The following is an 18340-nucleotide window of genomic DNA, read 5'->3' as shown; positions in this document are numbered from 1 at the left end:
CCATGAAACTCGCCCAGCCCGAAAATCCGACGCCCGCCGATGCCGACGACCGCCGCGCCGTCCGCCCCGTCATCTGTTACCCTATCGCGACGCTGCCGCCCCCGCCGATGGCGCTTTATCGCAGGGCGCGCAGCACCCTCGCCCCGGTTGCCGAGGTGAGGGTGCCCCCGCGCGAGGCGCGCTGTTTCCGCGTGCCGGCCGGTCATTTCTTCCGCATCCATTCCGTCGAAGGCCCGCAGGTCGGTGACCTCAACCTCTGGAATGCGGCCGATCTGTCCGAGCGCTTCTATTCCGGCAAGACGCGGGCGCTGCACGGCACGCACCTGTCCACCGGCGACCGGATGTGGTCATCCTTCCCGCACCTCCGGCCGATGGCGACGATCACCCATGACACGCTCGACTGGTACGGCTTCGACGCGTTCGGCGGCTCGGTTCACGACGTGATCGGCACCCGCTGCGATCCCTATACCCACTGCCTTCTGAGCGGCGGCGGCCAGTATCACCATTGCTGCCATTCGAACCTGACGCGGACGCTCGCGACCGAGACCGGCCTCACGCCGGACGAGGCCGAGCACCATGTGCACGACGTCCTCAACGTCTTCATGTGCACCGGGTTCACCCGCGACACGGGCCAGTATTTCATGAAGGCCTCGCCGGTCCGGCCGGGCGACTACCTCGAATTCTTCGCCGAGATCGACCTTCTCGGCGCGCTCTCCGCCTGTCCTGGTGGTGACTGCTCATCCGAACACTCGTCCGACACCGCGGCCTGCCACCCGCTTCTGGTCGAGGTGCTGCGCCCCGACTCGGAGGCGCTCTCGGGCTGGCAGAGCCCGGCGCGGAGCGGCTACGACCGCAGCCACGGTGCCTGAGCAGGGTCAGCAGTAGCGCTCGACGCCGACGATCTGGGCGTCCGCGTAGCGGTCGCCATGTGCGAAGCCGGGCGGCAGCAGGCGGTCGATCTCGGTCCGGTCCTCGTCGGTGAAGGCGATGGTGTCGGCGCCGTCCCATTCTGCCAGATGCGCGGCGCTCCGTGTGCCGGGGATCGGGATAAGGTGCGGAGCACGGTCAAGGGCCCAGGCCAAAGCCGCCGCTGCCGTGGTCCAGCCGCGTTCCCGCGCGAAGCGGCGGAACCCGTCAATGGCGCGCCGGTTGGCGGCGTAGTTCTCCGGCTGGAAGCGCGGACCGTTCCGACGAAAATCCTGTTCCGCCATCCGCGCCGGGTCGGGGGGCGCGTCACTCAGCATGCCTCGCCCGAGAGGCGAGAACGGGACAAAGGCCGCGCCGGTCTCGGCGCAGGCGCGGATCAGCCCCAATTCGGGTTGCCGCGACCAGAGCGAGTATTCGTTCTGCACCGCGCGCGGCGGCAGCACCGACGCCGCGCGCCTTACGGTCGCGGGCGATACCTCCGAGAGGCCGTAGCCGCCGATCTTGCCCTCCTCGATCAGCCGCGAAAGCGTCCCGACGACCTCCTCGACGGGAATCTCCTGCGCGCGACGATGGATGTAGAACAACTCCACATGATCACGACCGAGACGCTTGAGCGACGCCTCAAGCTCCGCCCTGAGATGGGTCTCCGAATTGTCGAAGCGACGCGGCGGGCCGGTGACGATCCCGGCCTTGGTGGCGATGGTCACGCTACGCTTACGGCTGCGGAGCCAGATGCCGATAACTGTCTCCGACACGCCCATCCCGTAGATGTTCGACGTGTCGAGGAAGTCGATCCCGCGGTCGAAGGCGGCGTCGAGGCAGGCGAGGCTTTCGGCTTCGGTCGTCGCGCCGAAGAACCCCGCGAAACTCATGCAGCCAAGCCCGATGGCCGAGACCATGGGGCCGTCGTTTCCCAGTCGCCGTGTCTTCATCGCGCGCCCTTTCTTTCGGGCGAAAGGACGCGATCGGGGTGGCGAGGTCAAGCCTTGCAGACGTAGTGAAGCCCGGTGAACTGCTGACGGTAGGCCGCGACCTCGGCCGCAAGCGACGCAGGGTCGTTGGCGCGCAGCCCCGCCGCGATCAACCGGGCAAGCTCGGGCATGTCGGTCTCGGTCATGCCCCGCCGCACGATCTCGGGCGTGCCGATGCGCAGCCCGTTTAGGTCGCCGGCGACCTCCGGCAAGGGCAGGCCTATGCCGCAGGCGAGGAACCCTGCCTTGCGCAGGGTCTTCGACGCCGCTTGCCCGCCACCGAACCCCGCCGCTTCGATGGCGAACTGGTGCGAGGCGGTGTGCCCGCGGGTATGCGCGAAGACCGGCAACCCCTCGGCCGCGAGCGCGCCGGCCAGCGCCTTGGCGACGGCGACCATCTTGGCGGCGTAGTCGCGGCCGTGATCCCGCCAGTCGAGCAGCGTCAGCGCCAGCGCGGCGACGCGGCCGGCGTCGAAGTTGGCGGTCATGCCGGGAAAGGCGATATGGTCGAGCCGCTCGGCAATTTCGGCGTCGTTCGTCACGATCAGCCCGCCTGCGGGCCCTCCGAGGCTCTTGTAGGTAGACATCGTCATCAGGTGCGCGCCTTCGGTGAGCGGATTGGCCCATTGGCGCCCGGCGATGATCCCGCATTGATGCGCCGCGTCGAAAAGAACCTTCGCGCCGACCTCGTCCGCAATCGCCCGCACCTCGCGCACCGGGTGGGGGAAGAGGTTGAGGCTGCCGCCCACGGTGATCAGTTTCGGCCGGACCTTGAGCGCCAGCGCGCGCAATCCGTCCAGATCGACCGTGTAGCCGTCGGCATCGACCGGGGCCGGGTGGCTGACAAGCCCGTAGAGCCCGGCGCAGCCCGCCTTGTGATGCGTGACGTGGCCGCCGACCGACGCCGGCGGGGCGATGATCGCGTCGCCCGGCCGGGTCAGCGCCATGAAGCCGTAGAGGTTGGCCATCGCGCCCGAAAACACCCGGGTCTCGGCGTAGCTGGCCCCGAAGACCTCGGCGGCGAGTTCGGCGCAGATGACCTCGATTTCCTCGATGGCCTCCAGCCCCATCTCGTACTTGTCGCCCGGATAGCCGAGCGAGGGCCGCGAGCCGAGCCCGCGCGACAGGGCCGCCTCGGCCAGAGGGTTCATCACGTTCGTCGCCGGGTTGAGGTTGAAGCAGTCGCGGTCGTGGATCTCTGCGTTGCGTCCGATCAGCGTCTCGATGCGGGCGGCGACGATGTCGGACGGGTCGGCGGTCTCAGCGGCCTGGCGCTGGACAAGCGCTTCGCAGGCGGCGGGAACCCAGGGACGGCTGGCAAGATGCGGCATGGTGTGACTCCTCTGTTGCGGCCAGTCGAGCAAACTGCGCTTGCCCGCGCAAATCAGATTTGCGAAAATTTAGGGCTAGAAAAACTGAGGCACCCATGCCCGTCGCCCCGCCACGCCCGAAAGGCCTGCCGCTCAACGCCCTCCGTGCCTTCGAGGCTGCGGCGCGGCTTGGCGGGTTCGCCGCCGCGGCCACCGAACTCGGCGTCACGCCGGGGGCCGTCACCTCCCATGTCAAGGCTCTGGAAGACGCGTTGGGGGCGGCGCTTTTCGACCGCGACGCCAAGGGGGTGCGGCTGACCGCCCTTGGCCGGCGGGTCCTGCCCGACTTCACCGAGGCCTTCGATCGGCTGGGCTTGGCCGTGCAGGGGCTCAGGGCCGAGGCGGCGCCCCGCACGGTCCATATCGCGACCTTGCCCGCCATCGCCCAGCTCTGGCTCTCGCCCCGGCTGCCGGGTCTGCGCGCCGCGGCGCCCGAGATCACGATCTCCATCACCGCGATGGAGGCCCCGCCCGACCTGAAGCGCGCGCCGTTCGACCTGAACCTTTTCTACCGGCCGGCGGGCGAGGGCAGGGCGCTGGCGGGCGACGACATCTTCCCGGTCTGCGCCCCGGTGCTTGCCACCCGCCTGGCGGCGCCCGAAGACCTTGCCGGCCTTCCCTGTCTGACCGACAGCGCCTGGGCCGATGACTGGACGCGTTGGGCCGATGTGGCGATGCCCGGCCGGGACTTTACCCCCGCCGGTCCGGTCTTCTCGCTCTACGCGCTGGCCGTCGAGGAGGCGGTGAACGGCGCGGGGGTTCTCATCGGCCATTCCGCGCTCGTCCAGGCGCATCTCGACAGCGGGGCGCTCGTGGCGCCCTTCGCGCGGCGCGTGGCGACGGGGCTGGCGCTCACCCTCTGGTCGGCGCGCGGGCTGCGCCCGTCGAGCCCCGCCGCGCGGGTGGCCGACTGGTTGGCCTCTGGCCCGGACGGTGGGGGATGAAGCCGTCCTGATACCGCTGCGCCCCCGTTGGGGTCAGCCAAAGGCTGCCTCCAGCGCGATTTCCACCATATCCGCGAACGACCGCTCGCGATCCTCGGCCGGCAGGGCCTCGTGCGTCAGAAGGTGGTCGGAGATCGTCAGCACCGCCAGCGCCCGTGCGCCGTGCCGGGCTGCGACGGTATAAAGTTCGGCCGCCTCCATCTCCACCGCCAGAACTCCGTGTCCGGCGAGCATGTCGATCAGGTCCTGCCGCTCGTTGTAGAAGACGTCCGTGGAATAGATGCCGCCGGCATGAAAGCGCGTCCCCTTCGCCCGCGCCGCAATCACGGCCTTTTCCAGAAGGCCGTAATCGGCGCACGGTGCGAATTGCATCTCGCGGAAGAACCCGCGCGAGGGCGAGGAGATGGAGGAGCAGGTCATCGCGATCACCACGTCGCGCATCTTCACAGCCTCCTGCATCGCTCCGGCCGACCCGATTCGGATCAGCGTCTTCGCGCCATAGTCGCGGATCAGTTCGTTGGCGTAGATCGACAGCGAGGGCATGCCCATCCCCGACCCCTGGATCGTCACCCGGTTGCCCTTCCAGTTCCCGGTGAAGCCGAGCATCCCCCGCACCTGGTTGATGCAGACGGCATCCGTCAGGAACGTCTCTGCCGCCCACCTGGCCCGGTAAGGATCGCCGGGCAGAAGGACAGTCTCGGCGATCTCGCCGGGCTTCGCACCGATATGTGTGGACATGGGGCCTCCTCGCCGTGTGGGTCGAGGGGGAGGATAGGGCAGGGTAACCGGAAGGTTAATGGGGTGTGGTCGGATGGACGTGAAATTGGGGTGATGGCATTCAAATCATTTGAAAAACTGCGTATTCATGCAGTGAGATATCCGTAGGATTTCCGTAGTTTTCCCGTAGCTACAGACCTGCCCGGCCGCAAGGAGCGCCGGACAGGTCAGCGCGTCAGCTCAGCTTGATGCAGAAATGCTTCCTGACCGGCTTTTCGATCGTCCACTTTCCCGAGAATCCGGGCTCCACGACAAAGGCGTCACCCGGCCGCAAGGTCACGGGCGCGCCGCCGTCCGGCGTGATCGTGATCTGGCCTTCGATCAGGTGAACGAACTCGTAGAACTTGTAGACCGCATGCCAGGCCCCCGGCGTTGCCTCCCATGTGCCGCTGATCACGCTGCCGTCGATGGAGGTGTGCTGGACCCATGTCTTCATGCTTGGGCTGCCCTCGACCTTGGTCCATCCGTCAAGGTCGGTCAGCATCGGCTCCGGGCCGGGCTCGGGAAGTCGGAAAACCATATCGCTCATGTCAGTCCATCCAAGGTTCGCTGGTCACCGCTTCGTGGTAGGGCCCAACCGGTGACCTGACAAGAGGCCATCCCGCTTCGAAGGGGGTGGCAAGGTTTCGAATTATCGTCGATGTATGCGCCTGTGCGGGGGCACGGCCACGAACGGGGAATGAGCGCATATGTTGATCCGGGAAGCCAAGGCATTAGATGCAGAGCATCTGGCGCGCTTCATCAATATGGCGGCGGATGATTTGCCGCTGCATTTCTGGCGGAAATCGGTTGGCGCCGACGGGGATCCCTGGGCCTATGGTCAGGAACGGGCGGCGCGGGAGAGTGGGAATTTTTCATTCCGGAATGCCTGGATCGCCGAAGTAGATGGCGTGGTTGCCGCCTGCCTTCTGGGCTATCCGGCGGAGGACGAACCCGGTGCCATCGACCCCGACACGCCGGCGATCTTCGTCCCGCTTCTGGAGCTTGAGGCGCTGGCGCCCGGATCGTGGTACCTGAACGTGCTTGCCACCTATGAGGCGTTCCGGGGTCGGGGCCTCGGCAGCGCGCTTCTGGCCCATGCCGAAGACGTGGCGGTGCGGGCGGGCCGGACGTCGATCAGCCTGATTGCCGAGGACACCCATCACGATGCGCTTCGTCTTTACGCCTCGAAAGGCTATCGCGAGGTTGCCCGGCGCGCCGTCGTGAAGGCCGACTGGCGCGTCGAGGCGAATGAATGGGTTCTCTTTGTAAAACCCTTCGGGTCCGCGCGAACGTCGTCGGCCTCCGGGGCCTGAAACCCATCGCCGTCGAAGGGCCGCAAACCCGCCAGTCGCTGGCGGGCCGCCCGGGGCACCCCTATTCCGCCGCCTCGGCCTTCGGCTCCGCCAGCGCCACGATGTCGAACATGATCCGGTTCAGTTCGAAATCCTTGGGCGTATAGACCCGCGCGACGCCCATGTTGCGAAGCTTTGCCGCATCCTCGTCGGGGATGATGCCGCCGACGGCGACCGGCACGTGCGACAGGCCGGCCGCATGCATCCGCTCCATCAGTTCCTCGATCAGCGGCAGGTGACTGCCCGACAGGATCGAGAGCCCGACCACATGCGCCCCGGTCTCGGTCGCGGCGGCGACGATCTCGGCCGGGGTGAGGCGGATGCCGTCATAGGTAATGTCCATGCCGCAGTCGCGGGCGCGGGCGGCGATCTGTTCGGCGCCGTTGGAATGGCCGTCGAGGCCGGGCTTGCCGACGAGGAAGTTGAGCTTGCGGCCGAGCCGGGTGGAGACCGCGTCGACGGCGGCGCGGATCTCGTCAAGGCCCTCGGTCCGGTTCGAGACGGATTTCGACACGCCCGTCGGCCCGCGATATTCGCCGTGGACCTTGCGCATCACGCCGGCCCATTCGCCGGTCGTGACGCCCGCCTTCGCGCAGGCGATGGAGGCCGGCATGACGTTCCTTCCCGCAGTCGCTGCCGAGCGCAGCTCGGCCAGCGCTGCGTCCACCTCACCCTGATCGCGCGCAGCGCGCCATGCATCCAGCCGGGCGATCTGATCGGCCTCGACCGAGGGGTCGACGGTCAGGATCGCCCCGTCGCCCGCCGTCAGCGGCGATGGTTCGGCCTCGCGCCAGCGGTTGACGCCGACAACCACCGTCTCGTTCGTCTCGATCCGGTTCAGCCGTTCGGTATTGCTCTCCACCAGCCGCGCCTTCATGTAGTCGATCGCGGCGATGGCCCCGCCCATGCCGTCGAGCGTGTCGAGCTCGGCGCGCGCGCCGTCCTTCAGCGCCTCGACCTTGGCCGCGATCGCCGGGTTGCCGTCGAAAAGATCGCCGTATTCGAGAAGGTCGGTCTCATAGGCGAGGATCTGCTGCATCCGCAGCGACCATTGCTGATCCCAGGGACGCGGCAGGCCAAGCGCCTCGTTCCAGGCCGGCAGCTGCACGGCGCGGGCGCGGGCGTTTTTCGACAGCGTCACCGCCAGCATCTCCAGCAGGATGCGGTAGACGTTGTTTTCCGGCTGCTGTTCGGTGAGGCCGAGCGAATTCACCTGCACGCCGTAGCGGAAGCGGCGATATTTCTCTTCCGCGATGCCGTAGCGGTCGCGACAGATCTCGTCCCAAAGCTCGGTGAAGGCGCGCATCTTGCACATCTCGGTCACGAAGCGGATGCCGGCGTTCACGAAGAAGGAGATGCGGCCGACCATCTCGGGGAAGCTTTCCGTCGGCACCTTGGTCTTGAGGTCGTCGAGCACCGCGATCCCGGTGGCGAGCGCGAAGGCCAGCTCCTGTTCCGGCGTCGCGCCCGCCTCTTGCAGGTGGTAGGAACACACGTTCATCGGGTTCCATTTCGGCAGGTGTTCGCGCGTGTAGGCCGCGACATCGGTGATCATGGCGAGCGAGGGTTTCGGCGGGCAGATATAGGTGCCGCGGCTCAGGTATTCCTTCACGAGGTCGTTCTGGACGGTGCCCTGAAGGGCGGAAATGTCCGCGCCCTGTTCCTCGGCCACCGCGATGTAAAGCGACAACAGCCACGGCGCCGTCGCGTTGATCGTCATCGAGGTGTTCATCTGCTCCAACGGGATGTCCTTGAAGAGCATCCGCATGTCGCCGAGATGGCAGACGGGCACGCCGACCTTGCCGACCTCGCCCTTTGCCAGCTCATTGTCGCTGTCGTAGCCGGTCTGGGTCGGCAGGTCGAAGGCGACCGAAAGGCCGGTCTGACCCTTGGCAAGGTTCGCGCGGTAGAGCGCGTTCGACTTCTCCGCCGTCGAATGGCCGGCATAGGTGCGGAAAAGCCAGGGGCGATCACGCTCTTGCTGGGACGTCATGGGCAACACCTCGCGGCAATATAATTCCTCCGGCGAGAACCTAGACGGAAGATTGTTGCGCGTCCAGATGCTGCGGTGCAAAAATTTCGGGCCGCAGCGCAGCGATGCGGCCCGAAATTCGGTCAGTTCGTCGCGAAGCAGTAGAGAAGACCGTCGCCGCCCGTACCCTGCAAGGCTTCGAGCCCGCAGCCGCCGCGCGAGGAATGCGAGGAGTTCCACGATTTCGCGGCGTCCGAGTCGTCGAGCCCCATGCGGTCATGGTGCCCGACCATCCCGGCGGTTTCGGCGGCGTTGCTGGTCCAGTCCTCGCAGGTCATGCCCGCGGCGACGGTGCCATCGGGCATCGAGCCGGTCAGGATGTCGTGGCGGTTCGGGGTGTCGCCCCTGCCGTTCACCACCTCGCCCTTTTCATTGAGTGCGGTGTCCTTCGAGATGTTGTTGTCGGCGCTGTGGAGCTGGTCGACGCTTTCGGCCACGGTCACGCCGGCGGCGTTCACCCAGGGGCCGGCCCCGATCCGGTCGCGCGCGTTTTCCGTGCTGGTGGAGAGATAGGCGGCCCAGGTCTTGCCGGTGACGCCCGCCGCCTCAGCCAGGGCCGCGCAATGCGCATCGGCACCTGCGATTCCGCCGAAATCACCGCCATTGCCGGGGTTCTGGCTTGTCACGAAAAAGCTCATGCCGGCATCCTGCGCGAACGCGCTGCCCGCAGCCAATAGCGCAAGTGTCGCAATCGTCGTCTTCAACATCTTTGGTTCTCCCTGATGGCGGTCAATGCCGAAGGGTAGCATGCGGGGCGGGAAACGCGCCTCACGCATGTGTGAGGTTCCGCGGTCCGCGAGCGATCTCGGCAATTTACGGCGCGCAGGAAATTTGCCACGGTCTCGGCATGTTCCGGCCCGTGACGCTGCCCCTCTGGCTTTTCGTCCTGATCCTCGTCTTCGCCGGGGTGACCTTTGCGTCGCATTTCCTCTTTCCCTCGGTGCGCTGGTTCTTCCGGTACCGGATGGAGAAGGTGGTGGCGCGACTCAACGCGCGGCTCGACCGGCCGATCCAGCCCTTCAAGCTGATGGCGCGGCCAGACATGATCGTGCGCCTTGTCCATGACCCCAGGGTCGCCGAGGCGATCGCGGCGGAGGCGGCGGAGACCGGGGTGCCGGAGACCGTCCTGCACGAACGCGCCCGCCGCTACGCGAAGGAAATCGTCCCGGCCTTCTCGGCGACGGTCTATTTCGGCTTTGCTGCCCGCGCCGCGAAATGGCTCGCCCGGCTGATCTACCGCGTCCGCATCGGCCAGGTCGACACCGACGCCATCGCGAGGATCGACAAGGGCGCGACGGTGGTCTTCGTCATGAACCACCGGTCGAACATGGACTACGTTCTGGTGACGTATCTCGCCGCCAGCCGCTCGGCCCTGTCCTACGCGGTCGGCGAATGGGCGCGGGTCTGGCCGCTGTCGTGGCTCATCCGCGCCTCGGGTGCCTATTTCATCCGGCGGCGCTCGAACAGCACGCTCTACCGGCGGGTGCTTTCGCGCTATGTCCAGATGGCGATCGAGGAGGGCGTCACCCAGGCGATCTTCCCCGAAGGCGGGCTGAGCCTCGACGGCCGGGTGGGCGCACCGAAGCTCGGCATTCTCGGCTATATCGTCGCGGGCTACCGGCCGGGGGGGAATGACGTGGTGTTCGTGCCCGTGTCCCTCGCCTACGACCGGATCATCGAGGACCGGGTGCTGACCGCCGCCCATGCCAAGGGCGAACGGCGGTTCCGGGCCTCGATCGGCTCGATCCTGCTGTTCGTCGGGCGACAATTGCGGCGTGTCCTGACCGGACGGTTCGAGAAGTTCGGCACGGCTTCCGTCAGTTTCGGCACCCCGCTATCGCTGTCCGGGTTCCTGACGGAGCCCCATGAAGATGTCACAGCGGACCTCGCGGCCGAGATGATGCGGCGCATCGCCCGCAACGTCTCGGTCCTGCCGGTGCCGCTTTTCTGCGCCGCGCTCGGAGAGGATACCGACATCCCGCTTGCCGAACTCACGGCGCGGGCCGAGGCGCTGGCCGAACGGCTGCGCGCAAATGATGTGCTGCTCGACCTATCCGAAGGCTCGGTGTCGAAGGCGATGGCGCATGCGCTCGGTATTCTCGGCCTGCGCAAGATCGTCCGCCGCGAGCGTGACCGGATCGTCGTGCCGCCGAAGGACCGGGCGCTCATCGGCTTTTACGCGGCCTCCGTCGCACAGCATTTTTCTGCGGCTGCGGCATCTCCGGCGGTGAAAGCGCCGGTGGAATGATCATATCAGTCACGGGAGCGACATAAAATTACAAAATAGACCTTCAAGCTATTGCAATATTACCGCGCCGATCATATTCCATCCCCTAGATCCGCATTGATTCTGCGTTGCGGCACGGACTTCAGGAGACGCCCATGGCTTTGGATGTGAATACCGGGATCGCGCAATACGACGCGCCGGAGAAAGAGCTTTACGAGATCGGCGAGATGCCGCCCCTCGGTTACGTTCCGAAGAAGATGTACGCCTGGGCGATCCGCCGCGAACGGCATGGCGAACCCGACAAGTCCTTCCAGGTCGAGGTGGTCGATACCTGGGAGGTCGACAGCCACGAGGTGCTGGTCCTCGTGATGGCCGCGGGCGTCAACTACAACGGCGTCTGGGCGGGCCTCGGCGTGCCGATCAGCCCGTTCGACGGCCACAAGCAGCCCTACCACATCGCCGGGTCCGATGCCTCGGGCATCGTCTGGAAGGTCGGCGACAAGGTGAAGCGCTGGAAGGTCGGCGACGAGGTCGTGATCCACTGCAACCAGGACGACGGCGACGACGAGGAGTGCAACGGCGGCGACCCGATGTTCTCGCCCTCGCAGCGGATCTGGGGCTACGAGACGCATGACGGCTCGTTCGCGCAGTTCACCCGCGTGCAGGCGCAGCAGCTGATGCCGCGGCCCAAGCACCTGACCTGGGAAGAGGCGGCCTGCTACACGCTGACGCTGGCGACCGCCTACCGAATGCTGTTCGGACACCGTCCGCATATCCTCAAGCCCGGCGACAACGTGCTGGTCTGGGGTGCGTCGGGGGGGCTCGGATCCTACGCGATCCAGTTGATCAACGCGGCGGGCGCCAACGCGATCGGCATCATCTCGGAAGAGGACAAGCGCGATTTCGTCATGGGGCTCGGGGCAAAGGGCGTCATCAACCGCAAGGACTTCAACTGCTGGGGTCAGATGCCCAAGGTCGGCACGCCGGAATATGCCGCGTGGTTCAAGGAAGCGCGCAAGTTCGGCGCCGCGATCTGGGAGATCACCGGCAAGGGCAACAATGTCGACATGGTGTTCGAGCATCCGGGCGAGGCGACCTTTCCGGTCTCGGTGCTGGTCGTCAAGCGCGGCGGCATGGTCGTGATCTGCGCCGGCACCACCGGCTTCAACTGCACCTTCGACGTGCGCTATCTCTGGATGCACCAGAAGCGCGTGCAGGGCAGCCATTTCGCCAACCTCAAGCAGGCGGCGGCGGCCAACAAGCTGATGCTGGAGCGCCGTCTCGACCCCTGCATGTCCGAGGTCTTCCCCTGGGCCGAGATCCCGGCCGCGCATATGAAGATGCGCCGGAACGAGCACAAACCGGGCAATATGGCGGTGTTGGTTCAGTCGCCGCGCACCGGGCTTCGGACATTCGAGGACGCGCTCGCCGCCGGAAAGACCGGCTGACGCCCCAGCCGCAGCGTCCGAACTCAACCCTCCGCCCGCGCTTTTCGATCGAAGGCACGGGCGGTTTCATTTGCAGATCTAACAAAATCAATATGTTGGGTGATTCGCTCCCGTCATATTCGGGGAGTTGAAAACGGTCTGTCAGAAACCGAACATTTACATGCTGGGGTTGACTATGTGTCCTATATTCCGCTTTCTGCGAGAGTGATAATGCAATACGAATGGATCCTGGACGTACTGACCGATCTCAAGGCCTTCGCGAAGGGTAACGGGCTCAGGGCCCTGGCCGAACAGCTGGACGACACTTCGCTCGTCGCCGCCGCAGAGATTGCTCAGGCCGCAGAGGTTACGGCCGGAGGAATGGCTCTGGATGCAGGCGAGGCTTACAAGCTTCATCGAGGCGTTGCAGCAAGCGACAACGCTTGACGATCTCCAATCCGTCATTCTCGGACTTCGCTGCCATTTCGGCGTCGAGCACCTCGTCTATCACTCGGTCAATTCGACGGGTCAGCAATACGCCGTCCTGACCTATAGGCCGGCCTGGGTCGACCGCTATATCGATGAGGATTTCGCCCGCATTGACCCGGTCGTGCAGGGCTGCTTCCGCCGCTTTCACCCGGTGGACTGGAAAAACCTCGACTGGTCCGGGCGCAACACGCGGGCCTTTCTCGGAGAGGCGCTGGAGGCAGGTGTCGGCAATCAGGGCTATTCGGTGCCGATCCGCGGCCCGAACGGCCAGTTCGCGATGTTCACCGTGTCGAACCGCGCCAGTGACGATTCCTGGCAGAAGTTCACTGCGGAACATGTCTCCGACCTGATCCTGATCGCGCATTTCATCAATCAGAAAGCGCTCGAGATCGAACGCGGCACCGACTTCCACGCGATGCACAGCCTGTCCCCGCGCGAGATCGACGTGCTCACCATGCTCGCGATGGGGCTGAACCGCGCGCAGGCCGCCGACACCCTCGCGATTTCCGAACATACCTTCCGGACCTATGTCGAAAGCGCGCGTTTCAAGCTCGGGGCCACCAACACGACCCATGCCGTGGCCCGCGCCGTGGCCGAAGGCTTCGTCCTGCTCTGACGCTCCGGGGAAAGGACCCGTCCGGCGATCCCCGCACCTGGGTGAAACCGCACACCCCGGACTTATGCCGCCGATCCGACGCTTTGGAACATTCAACGAACATTCCGTCCGGCTAGGCTCGAATTAACTAAGTTTCGCTACGCCCTTTCCATCTTGATGGAGGGCAGAATGCTACGATTCCTGACTGGCGAAGAACTCGGCCTTTATCCGCGTCTCCGCGACACGATGTTCAGCGACCGCGCGACGCAGTTCCGCAAACGCCTCGGCTGGGCCGTCGATGTCGACAACCGGGGGTGGGAGCGGGACGATTATGACGGGCTCAATCCCACCTACGTGATCTGGCAGACGCCAGATGGCCGGCATGGCGGTTCCATGCGCTTCCTGCCGACCCTCGGCCGGACGATGGTCAACGAACACTTCTCCTCGCTCGCGGGCGGGCGGCGCTTTGCCCATCCGAAGGTCTGGGAATGCACGCGCTTCTGCCTCGCCGAGAACATGCCGGCCACGACGTCGGCCGCGCTCATGCTCGGTGGCGCGCAACTGGGCGTCGGCCTCGGCCTGGCCCGCGCGGTCGGCGTCTTCGATGCCCGGATGATCCGCATCTACCGGCTTCTCGGCTGGCAACCGACGGTTCTCGGCACGGAAGGGCAGGGCGCCGATGCGATCAGCCTCGGCTTATGGGAATTCTCCGAAGAGGTGCGCCGCAAGATGGCCCGCAAGGCCGGGATCTCGCCGGAGGTCGCGCAACTCTGGTTCGACCGCGCCTTCGGCGACCGCAAGGACCTTCCCGCCGCTGGCTGAACCCGCTGGCATCGACGTTGACCTGCCTATAGGGTCGCGCCGATGTCCGTGCCCGCGCTCACTTTTTCCGACGATCAGGCCGAAGCCTGGGACCGCGTCGCCGCGCTTCTCGGCGATGCCGGGATCGACATTGTCGAGGGGGCGCTGACGCCGGATGCGTCCGGACGGTCGCAACTGCTCGCCGTGATCGGCAAGGCGGGGTCAGGCAAGACCATGCTGCTCGCGTCGCTTACCAAGGCATTGGGAGAGGCGGGGGTGGATACGATCTCCGGCGATTACGAAGGCAAGCGGCGGAAGGACCGCCGCACCCTCGCCATCCTGGCCCCGACCAACAAGGCGGCGAGCGTCCTGCGCAACCGCGGCGTCCCGGCGACGACGATCCACCGCATCCTCTACACCCCGGTCTACGATCCCGAATACGAGAAGATCGCCGAATGGCTCGCCGGAAATGGCGATCGGCCGGAGATCGAGGGTCTGACCGACGCCGCGCTCGACCGCGCCAAGGCGTTCTACGATCAGGTGAAGTCCATCCCCGGCGCGCTCGCCACCGCGGGGCTCCGGGGCTCGGACTTCATCCTCGGCTGGAAACGGCGGGAGGATCCCCTCGACATCGGCTTCGTCGACGAGGCCTCGATGCTCGACCAGCGCCAGTTCGACGACCTGCGGGAGATTTTCCCGACGCTGATCCTCTTTGGCGATCCGGCGCAGCTTGCCCCCGTCGGCCAGTCCGGCGAGATGGTCTTCGACAAGCTTTCCGAGGGCCGCAAGCTCCACCTCCACCGCATCCACCGGCAGGAAAGCGACAGCCCGATCCTCGACCTCGCCCATGCGCTCGCGGATCCCGACCTGACCTTCGAGACCTTCGAGGCGATGGTCGTCGAGGCGGCGCGGCGCGACGACCGCATCCATTGGGCCGAGCGCGTCGAGTCCGGGCTGATGGCCCGCTCGCCGGTCCTCGTCTGGCGCAACCAGACCCGGATCCGCCTCATCCAGGCGTTCCGCGCCGCCTATGGCGCGCCGGCGGACGAACTCCTGCCGGGCGAACCCCTGATCTGCGACGGGATCGAGCTGCCCCTCAAGCACCGCAAGAAGCGCATCGACCTCGAGGCGCGGGGGCTGATCAAGGGCGCCCAGGTGATCTATCTCGGCCCCGGCAAGAAACCCGGCTTCTCGCGGCTCCACGTCATCGGTGCCGAGGACCCGCAGGTCTCCGCCGCCTCGATCGTCAAGATCGAACTGCCGGACGAGGAGGAGCCGTTCATCCCCTTCGCCGCCCGCATGGGCGCGGCCTTCCTCCACGGCGCCGCCGTCACCATCCACAAAGCGCAAGGCTCGCAGTGGGACGAAGTGCAGGTCTTCGCCCCCGACCTCTTCGTCGCCGCCCGCACAGGCCGGATGGAGGCCGGGCTGCCGCTCTGGAAGCGCCTCGCCTATGTCGCCATCACCCGGGCCGAGACGCGGCTGCACTGGGTGGTCCGCAACCGGCTCGCCCGGCCGACGGTTCCCCTCACAACCGACGACCTGCCGAAACCCGCGGCCCCCCTCTCTCTCGCCCCGACGGACGAGGACTGATCCTTCATCTTGCCGCAAATATCCCCGCCGGAGGCATCCGCCGCCGGGGCCTCGCGCGGCGGGTTCCGGTCGCCCGGAAAACCCTCTAGTCTCGGCCGCGAAAGACAGGGAGACACCCGATGCGCTGCGTTTTTGTCCAGTTCCGCTGCCAGCCCGGCAAGACCTACGATGTCGCCAACGAGATCTACGACCGCGAGGTCGTGTCCGAGCTTTACTCGACCTCCGGCGACTACGATCTCATCGCGAAGATCTACATCCCCGAGGACGAGGATGTCGGCCACTGGCTGTCCGGGAAGCTCTTCGACATTCCGGGCATCAGCCGGACGCTGACGACGATGACCTTCAAGGCGTTCTGAGATGGCGCGGACGATCGTCGTCACCGGCGCGAGCGCCGGAATCGGCCGCGCGGTAGCCGAACGGTTCCTCGCCGAGGGCTGGAACGTCGCGCTCATCGCGCGCCGGGGCCGGATGCTGGAAAAGCTCGCCCTCGGGCAGGCGAACGCGCTGGCGCTTGCCTGCGACGTCACCGATGCAAAAGCGGTCGATGCCGCCTTCGCCGAGACGGCCGCGCGGTTCGGGCGGATCGACGCGCTTTTCAACAATGCCGGCATCTCGCGGCCGGCAGGGCTCATCGACGAGATCCCGCTCGCCGACTGGACCGATACGGTCGCGGTCAACCTCACCGGCATGTTCCTGTGCGCCCGCGCCGCCTTTCGGCAGATGCGGGCGCAGGATCCCATTGGCGGGCGGATCATCAACAACGGCTCGGTCTCGGCCCAGGCGCCCCGGCCCGGATCGGTCGCCTATACCGCGACGAAACACGCCGTCACCGGCCTTACGAAGACGCTGGCGCTCGACGGCCGCCCGTTCTCCATCGCCTGCGGCCAGATTGACATCGGCAATGCACGGACCGAGCTGGCCGAGAAGATCGGGCAGGGCGTGCCGCAGGCCGACGGCTCGATCCGCGCGGAACCGATGATGGATGTGGGGGATGTGGCCACGGCGGTCCTCAACATGGCGAACCTGCCGCTTTCGGCGAATGTGCTGTCGATGACGATCATGGCGACCAACATGCCCCTCGCGGGGCGCGGCTGACTTCCCGGCCAGAGGCGGTCGTCCGGGGCGTTTTCCCCGCCTCAGCCGTTGCGCAGGAGCCGGAACGCCGTCGACGCCAGCCAGCCCGCAAGGGCCGCGAGGACAAGCGCGAGGATGCCGTAGATCATCGGCTGGCCGTTCGCCAGATCGTAGAGCCAGCGTTCCAGCCCGACCTTGCGCACGTCGATGAACGCCTCGTGTTTCGCGATGACCAGCTTGTCGCGCAAAAGGAAGATCCGCGTCAGATAATTGCCTTCGACCAGATTGGCCGGCAGGTCGATATCGGTGCGGAAGAGCGTCGCCTCCTCCAGCGCGACCGAGCCTTCCTTCAGGGAGTAGAGCCCGTTGCCCTCGCGGATGCGGATCAGCGCCTCGGTGAAGGCCGGGCTGTCGGCGATCTCCTGCGGGGCACCTACGGATCGGATCATCTGCGGGACCGAGATCTTCTGGCGCAGATCCTCGGTCTGGGACAGGATCTCGTTCAGCGGCCCCGTGGTCGCCACGGCGTAGAAACTTGGCGCGCGGTCGACCTCGACGCCGGCGGTGTTGACCCAGATGCCGAAGGTCCGCGACTTGCGCCGCACCATGATCGGGGTCGATGGCCCCTCGACCGTGACAATCACCTCCAGGGGCGGGCCGCCGGGAATCGGTTCTTCGCGTTTCACCGCGCCGTAGATCAGGATGTCGGAGCCGTCGAAATTCGCGGTGATCGAGATCTCAGAATGGCTGAGCCCCGCCACCACTTCCTCGCTTGCATGGGCGAATGCGGGCAGGAGCAGGAGGAAAGCGAGAAGCCGGATCATGCGCCCCCCACCGCCGAGATCGAGTAAAGCTCTCCCGGTTCGATCAGAAGGTCGATGCCGAGCTTGAGGCAGACGAGAAGCACAAGAAGCGCGAGGAGAATGCGCAGCTGCTCGGCCCGCAGCTTGGCGCCGATCCTCGTGCCGATCTGGGCGCCGACCACGCCCCCGATGATCAGCATCATCGCCAGCATGAGGTCGACCGACTGGTTCGTCCAGGCATGCATGAAGGTGGTGAAGCCTGTGACGAAGATGATCTGGAAAAGCGAGGTGCCGATCACGACCTTGGTCGGCATCCCGAGCAGATAGATCATCGCCGGGACCATGATGAACCCGCCGCCGACGCCCATGATCGCGGCCAGAACGCCGACCAGCACGCCGACGAGAAGCGGCGGCGCCACGCTGATGTAAAGGCCGGAGGTGCGGAACTTCATCTTCAGCGGCAGCTTGTGGACCCAGATGTGCTGGTGCCGCTTGATCGGCGCCGCCGGTCCCTTCCGCGCCCGCCGGAGGGCGCGCAGGCTTTCCTGCAGCATCAGAAGCCCGATGAGGCCGAGAAAGACCACGTAGGACAGCTGGACGACGAGGTCGATCTGGCCAAGCCGGGACAGCAGGTTGAACACCCAGATCCCGAGCGCGGACCCCAGAAGACCGCCGGCCAGAAGCACGACGCCCATGCGGAAATCCACCGTCCGCCGCTTGATATGGGCGAGAACGCCCGAGACGGACGAGGCCACGACCTGATTCGCCCCGGTCGCCACCGCGACCGTCGGCGGGATGCCGATGAAGAAGAGCAGGGGCGTGATCAGGAAACCGCCACCGACGCCGAAAAGCCCCGACAGCATTCCAACCAAGCCGCCAAGTCCGAAAAGGAGGAAGGCGTTGACTGAAACCTCTGCGATGGGCAGATAGATCTGCATCGGGGCCGGGATGTCCGCTGAAAAGAAGGGCCGTTCGA

19 protein-coding genes are annotated in these 18340 nt (G+C 66.2%); 11 read left to right on the top strand and 8 right to left on the bottom strand.

Annotated features, from left to right (window positions below; all coding sequences use genetic code 11):
- Positions 1-2 precede the first annotated feature (2 nt).
- Positions 3-869, top strand: a complete 867-nt coding sequence (locus V5734_RS18910; protein WP_347311157.1) for an urea carboxylase-associated family protein — start codon at positions 3-5, stop codon at positions 867-869.
- 6 nt (positions 870-875) lie between these two features.
- Here the strand turns inward: V5734_RS18910 and V5734_RS18905 are convergent, their stop codons facing one another.
- Both V5734_RS18905 and glyA read right to left on the bottom strand, forming a co-directional pair.
- Positions 876-1859, bottom strand: coding sequence for an aldo/keto reductase (locus tag V5734_RS18905; protein ID WP_347311156.1), 984 nt, complete (start codon positions 1857-1859; stop codon positions 876-878).
- A 47-nt stretch (positions 1860-1906) separates the two neighbouring features.
- Positions 1907-3229, bottom strand: a complete 1323-nt coding sequence (gene glyA / locus V5734_RS18900) for a serine hydroxymethyltransferase (RefSeq protein ID WP_347311155.1) — start codon at positions 3227-3229, stop codon at positions 1907-1909.
- Positions 3230-3324: 95 nt separating this feature from the next.
- Here glyA and V5734_RS18895 point away from each other — a divergent pair, with 95 nt between their 5' ends.
- The gene (locus tag V5734_RS18895) at positions 3325-4212 is read left to right on the top strand and encodes a LysR family transcriptional regulator (protein ID WP_347311154.1); all 888 of its coding nucleotides are present in this window, start codon (positions 3325-3327) and stop codon (positions 4210-4212) included.
- A 33-nt stretch (positions 4213-4245) separates the two neighbouring features.
- Here V5734_RS18895 and deoD read toward each other — a convergent pair whose 3' ends face one another.
- Together deoD and V5734_RS18885 are read right to left on the bottom strand one after the other, a co-directional pair.
- Complete coding sequence (deoD, locus tag V5734_RS18890) at positions 4246-4950, bottom strand: purine-nucleoside phosphorylase (protein WP_347311153.1); 705 nt, start codon at positions 4948-4950, stop codon at positions 4246-4248.
- A 214-nt stretch (positions 4951-5164) separates the two neighbouring features.
- Entirely contained in the window at positions 5165-5518 is a 354-nt protein-coding gene (locus tag V5734_RS18885; protein WP_347311152.1) for a cupin domain-containing protein, read from the bottom strand.
- 160 nt (positions 5519-5678) lie between these two features.
- On the opposite strand from V5734_RS18885, the gene V5734_RS18880 reads away from it, so the two are divergent.
- On the top strand, positions 5679-6284 hold the full coding sequence (locus tag V5734_RS18880) for a GNAT family N-acetyltransferase (protein WP_347311151.1): 606 nt from the start codon (positions 5679-5681) through the stop codon (positions 6282-6284).
- A 61-nt stretch (positions 6285-6345) separates the two neighbouring features.
- On the opposite strand, the gene V5734_RS18875 is transcribed toward V5734_RS18880, so the two are convergent.
- Together V5734_RS18875 and V5734_RS18870 are read right to left on the bottom strand one after the other, a co-directional pair.
- Positions 6346-8316 (bottom strand): protein meaA, encoded by a 1971-nt coding sequence (locus tag V5734_RS18875; RefSeq protein WP_347311150.1) that lies wholly within the window; start codon positions 8314-8316, stop codon positions 6346-6348.
- A 122-nt stretch (positions 8317-8438) separates the two neighbouring features.
- Positions 8439-9062, bottom strand: a complete 624-nt coding sequence (locus tag V5734_RS18870) for a hypothetical protein (RefSeq protein ID WP_347311149.1) — start codon at positions 9060-9062, stop codon at positions 8439-8441.
- Positions 9063-9202: 140 nt separating this feature from the next.
- Here V5734_RS18870 and V5734_RS18865 point away from each other — a divergent pair, with 140 nt between their 5' ends.
- The 8 genes from V5734_RS18865 to V5734_RS18830 all read left to right on the top strand — a co-directional run bounded on the left by V5734_RS18865 (position 9203) and on the right by V5734_RS18830 (position 16582).
- A complete protein-coding gene (locus V5734_RS18865) occupies positions 9203-10603 on the top strand; it encodes a 1-acyl-sn-glycerol-3-phosphate acyltransferase (RefSeq protein WP_347311148.1) in 1401 nt (466 codons plus the stop codon).
- A gap of 134 nt (positions 10604-10737) precedes the next feature.
- Complete coding sequence (ccrA, locus tag V5734_RS18860) at positions 10738-12030, top strand: crotonyl-CoA carboxylase/reductase (RefSeq protein ID WP_347311147.1); 1293 nt, start codon at positions 10738-10740, stop codon at positions 12028-12030.
- A 210-nt stretch (positions 12031-12240) separates the two neighbouring features.
- Positions 12241-12456, top strand: a complete 216-nt coding sequence (locus V5734_RS18855) for a hypothetical protein (protein WP_347311146.1) — start codon at positions 12241-12243, stop codon at positions 12454-12456.
- Positions 12401-13114, top strand: a complete 714-nt coding sequence (locus V5734_RS18850) for a helix-turn-helix transcriptional regulator (RefSeq protein WP_347311145.1) — start codon at positions 12401-12403, stop codon at positions 13112-13114. Before V5734_RS18855 ends, V5734_RS18850 begins: the two co-directional genes overlap by 56 nt.
- Before the next feature lie 168 nt (positions 13115-13282).
- Positions 13283-13915, top strand: coding sequence for an acyl-homoserine-lactone synthase (locus tag V5734_RS18845; RefSeq protein ID WP_347311144.1), 633 nt, complete (start codon positions 13283-13285; stop codon positions 13913-13915).
- Between the two features lie 42 nt (positions 13916-13957).
- A complete protein-coding gene (locus V5734_RS18840) occupies positions 13958-15487 on the top strand; it encodes an ATP-dependent DNA helicase (RefSeq protein ID WP_347311143.1) in 1530 nt (509 codons plus the stop codon).
- A 119-nt stretch (positions 15488-15606) separates the two neighbouring features.
- Positions 15607-15843, top strand: a complete 237-nt coding sequence (locus V5734_RS18835) for an Lrp/AsnC ligand binding domain-containing protein (RefSeq protein ID WP_347311142.1) — start codon at positions 15607-15609, stop codon at positions 15841-15843.
- Between the two features lies 1 nt (position 15844).
- Positions 15845-16582, top strand: a complete 738-nt coding sequence (locus V5734_RS18830; protein WP_347311141.1) for an SDR family oxidoreductase — start codon at positions 15845-15847, stop codon at positions 16580-16582.
- Positions 16583-16623: 41 nt separating this feature from the next.
- Here V5734_RS18830 and V5734_RS18825 read toward each other — a convergent pair whose 3' ends face one another.
- Both V5734_RS18825 and V5734_RS18820 read right to left on the bottom strand, forming a co-directional pair.
- Positions 16624-17385 carry a TIGR02186 family protein gene (locus V5734_RS18825; protein ID WP_347311140.1) on the bottom strand — a complete coding sequence of 254 codons (762 nt, stop codon included), beginning with the start codon at positions 17383-17385 and terminating at the stop codon, positions 16624-16626.
- Positions 17382-18302, bottom strand: a complete 921-nt coding sequence (locus tag V5734_RS18820) for a sulfite exporter TauE/SafE family protein (protein WP_347313666.1) — start codon at positions 18300-18302, stop codon at positions 17382-17384. Before V5734_RS18820 ends, V5734_RS18825 begins: the two co-directional genes overlap by 4 nt.
- Between the last annotated feature and the right edge of the window lie 38 nt (positions 18303-18340).

It is taken from the genome of Defluviimonas sp. SAOS-178_SWC, from assembly GCF_039830135.1.
In the GTDB taxonomy this organism is placed as follows: Bacteria; Pseudomonadota; Alphaproteobacteria; order Rhodobacterales; family Rhodobacteraceae; genus Albidovulum.
This window is presented reverse-complemented; position numbering and strand designations above follow the sequence as displayed.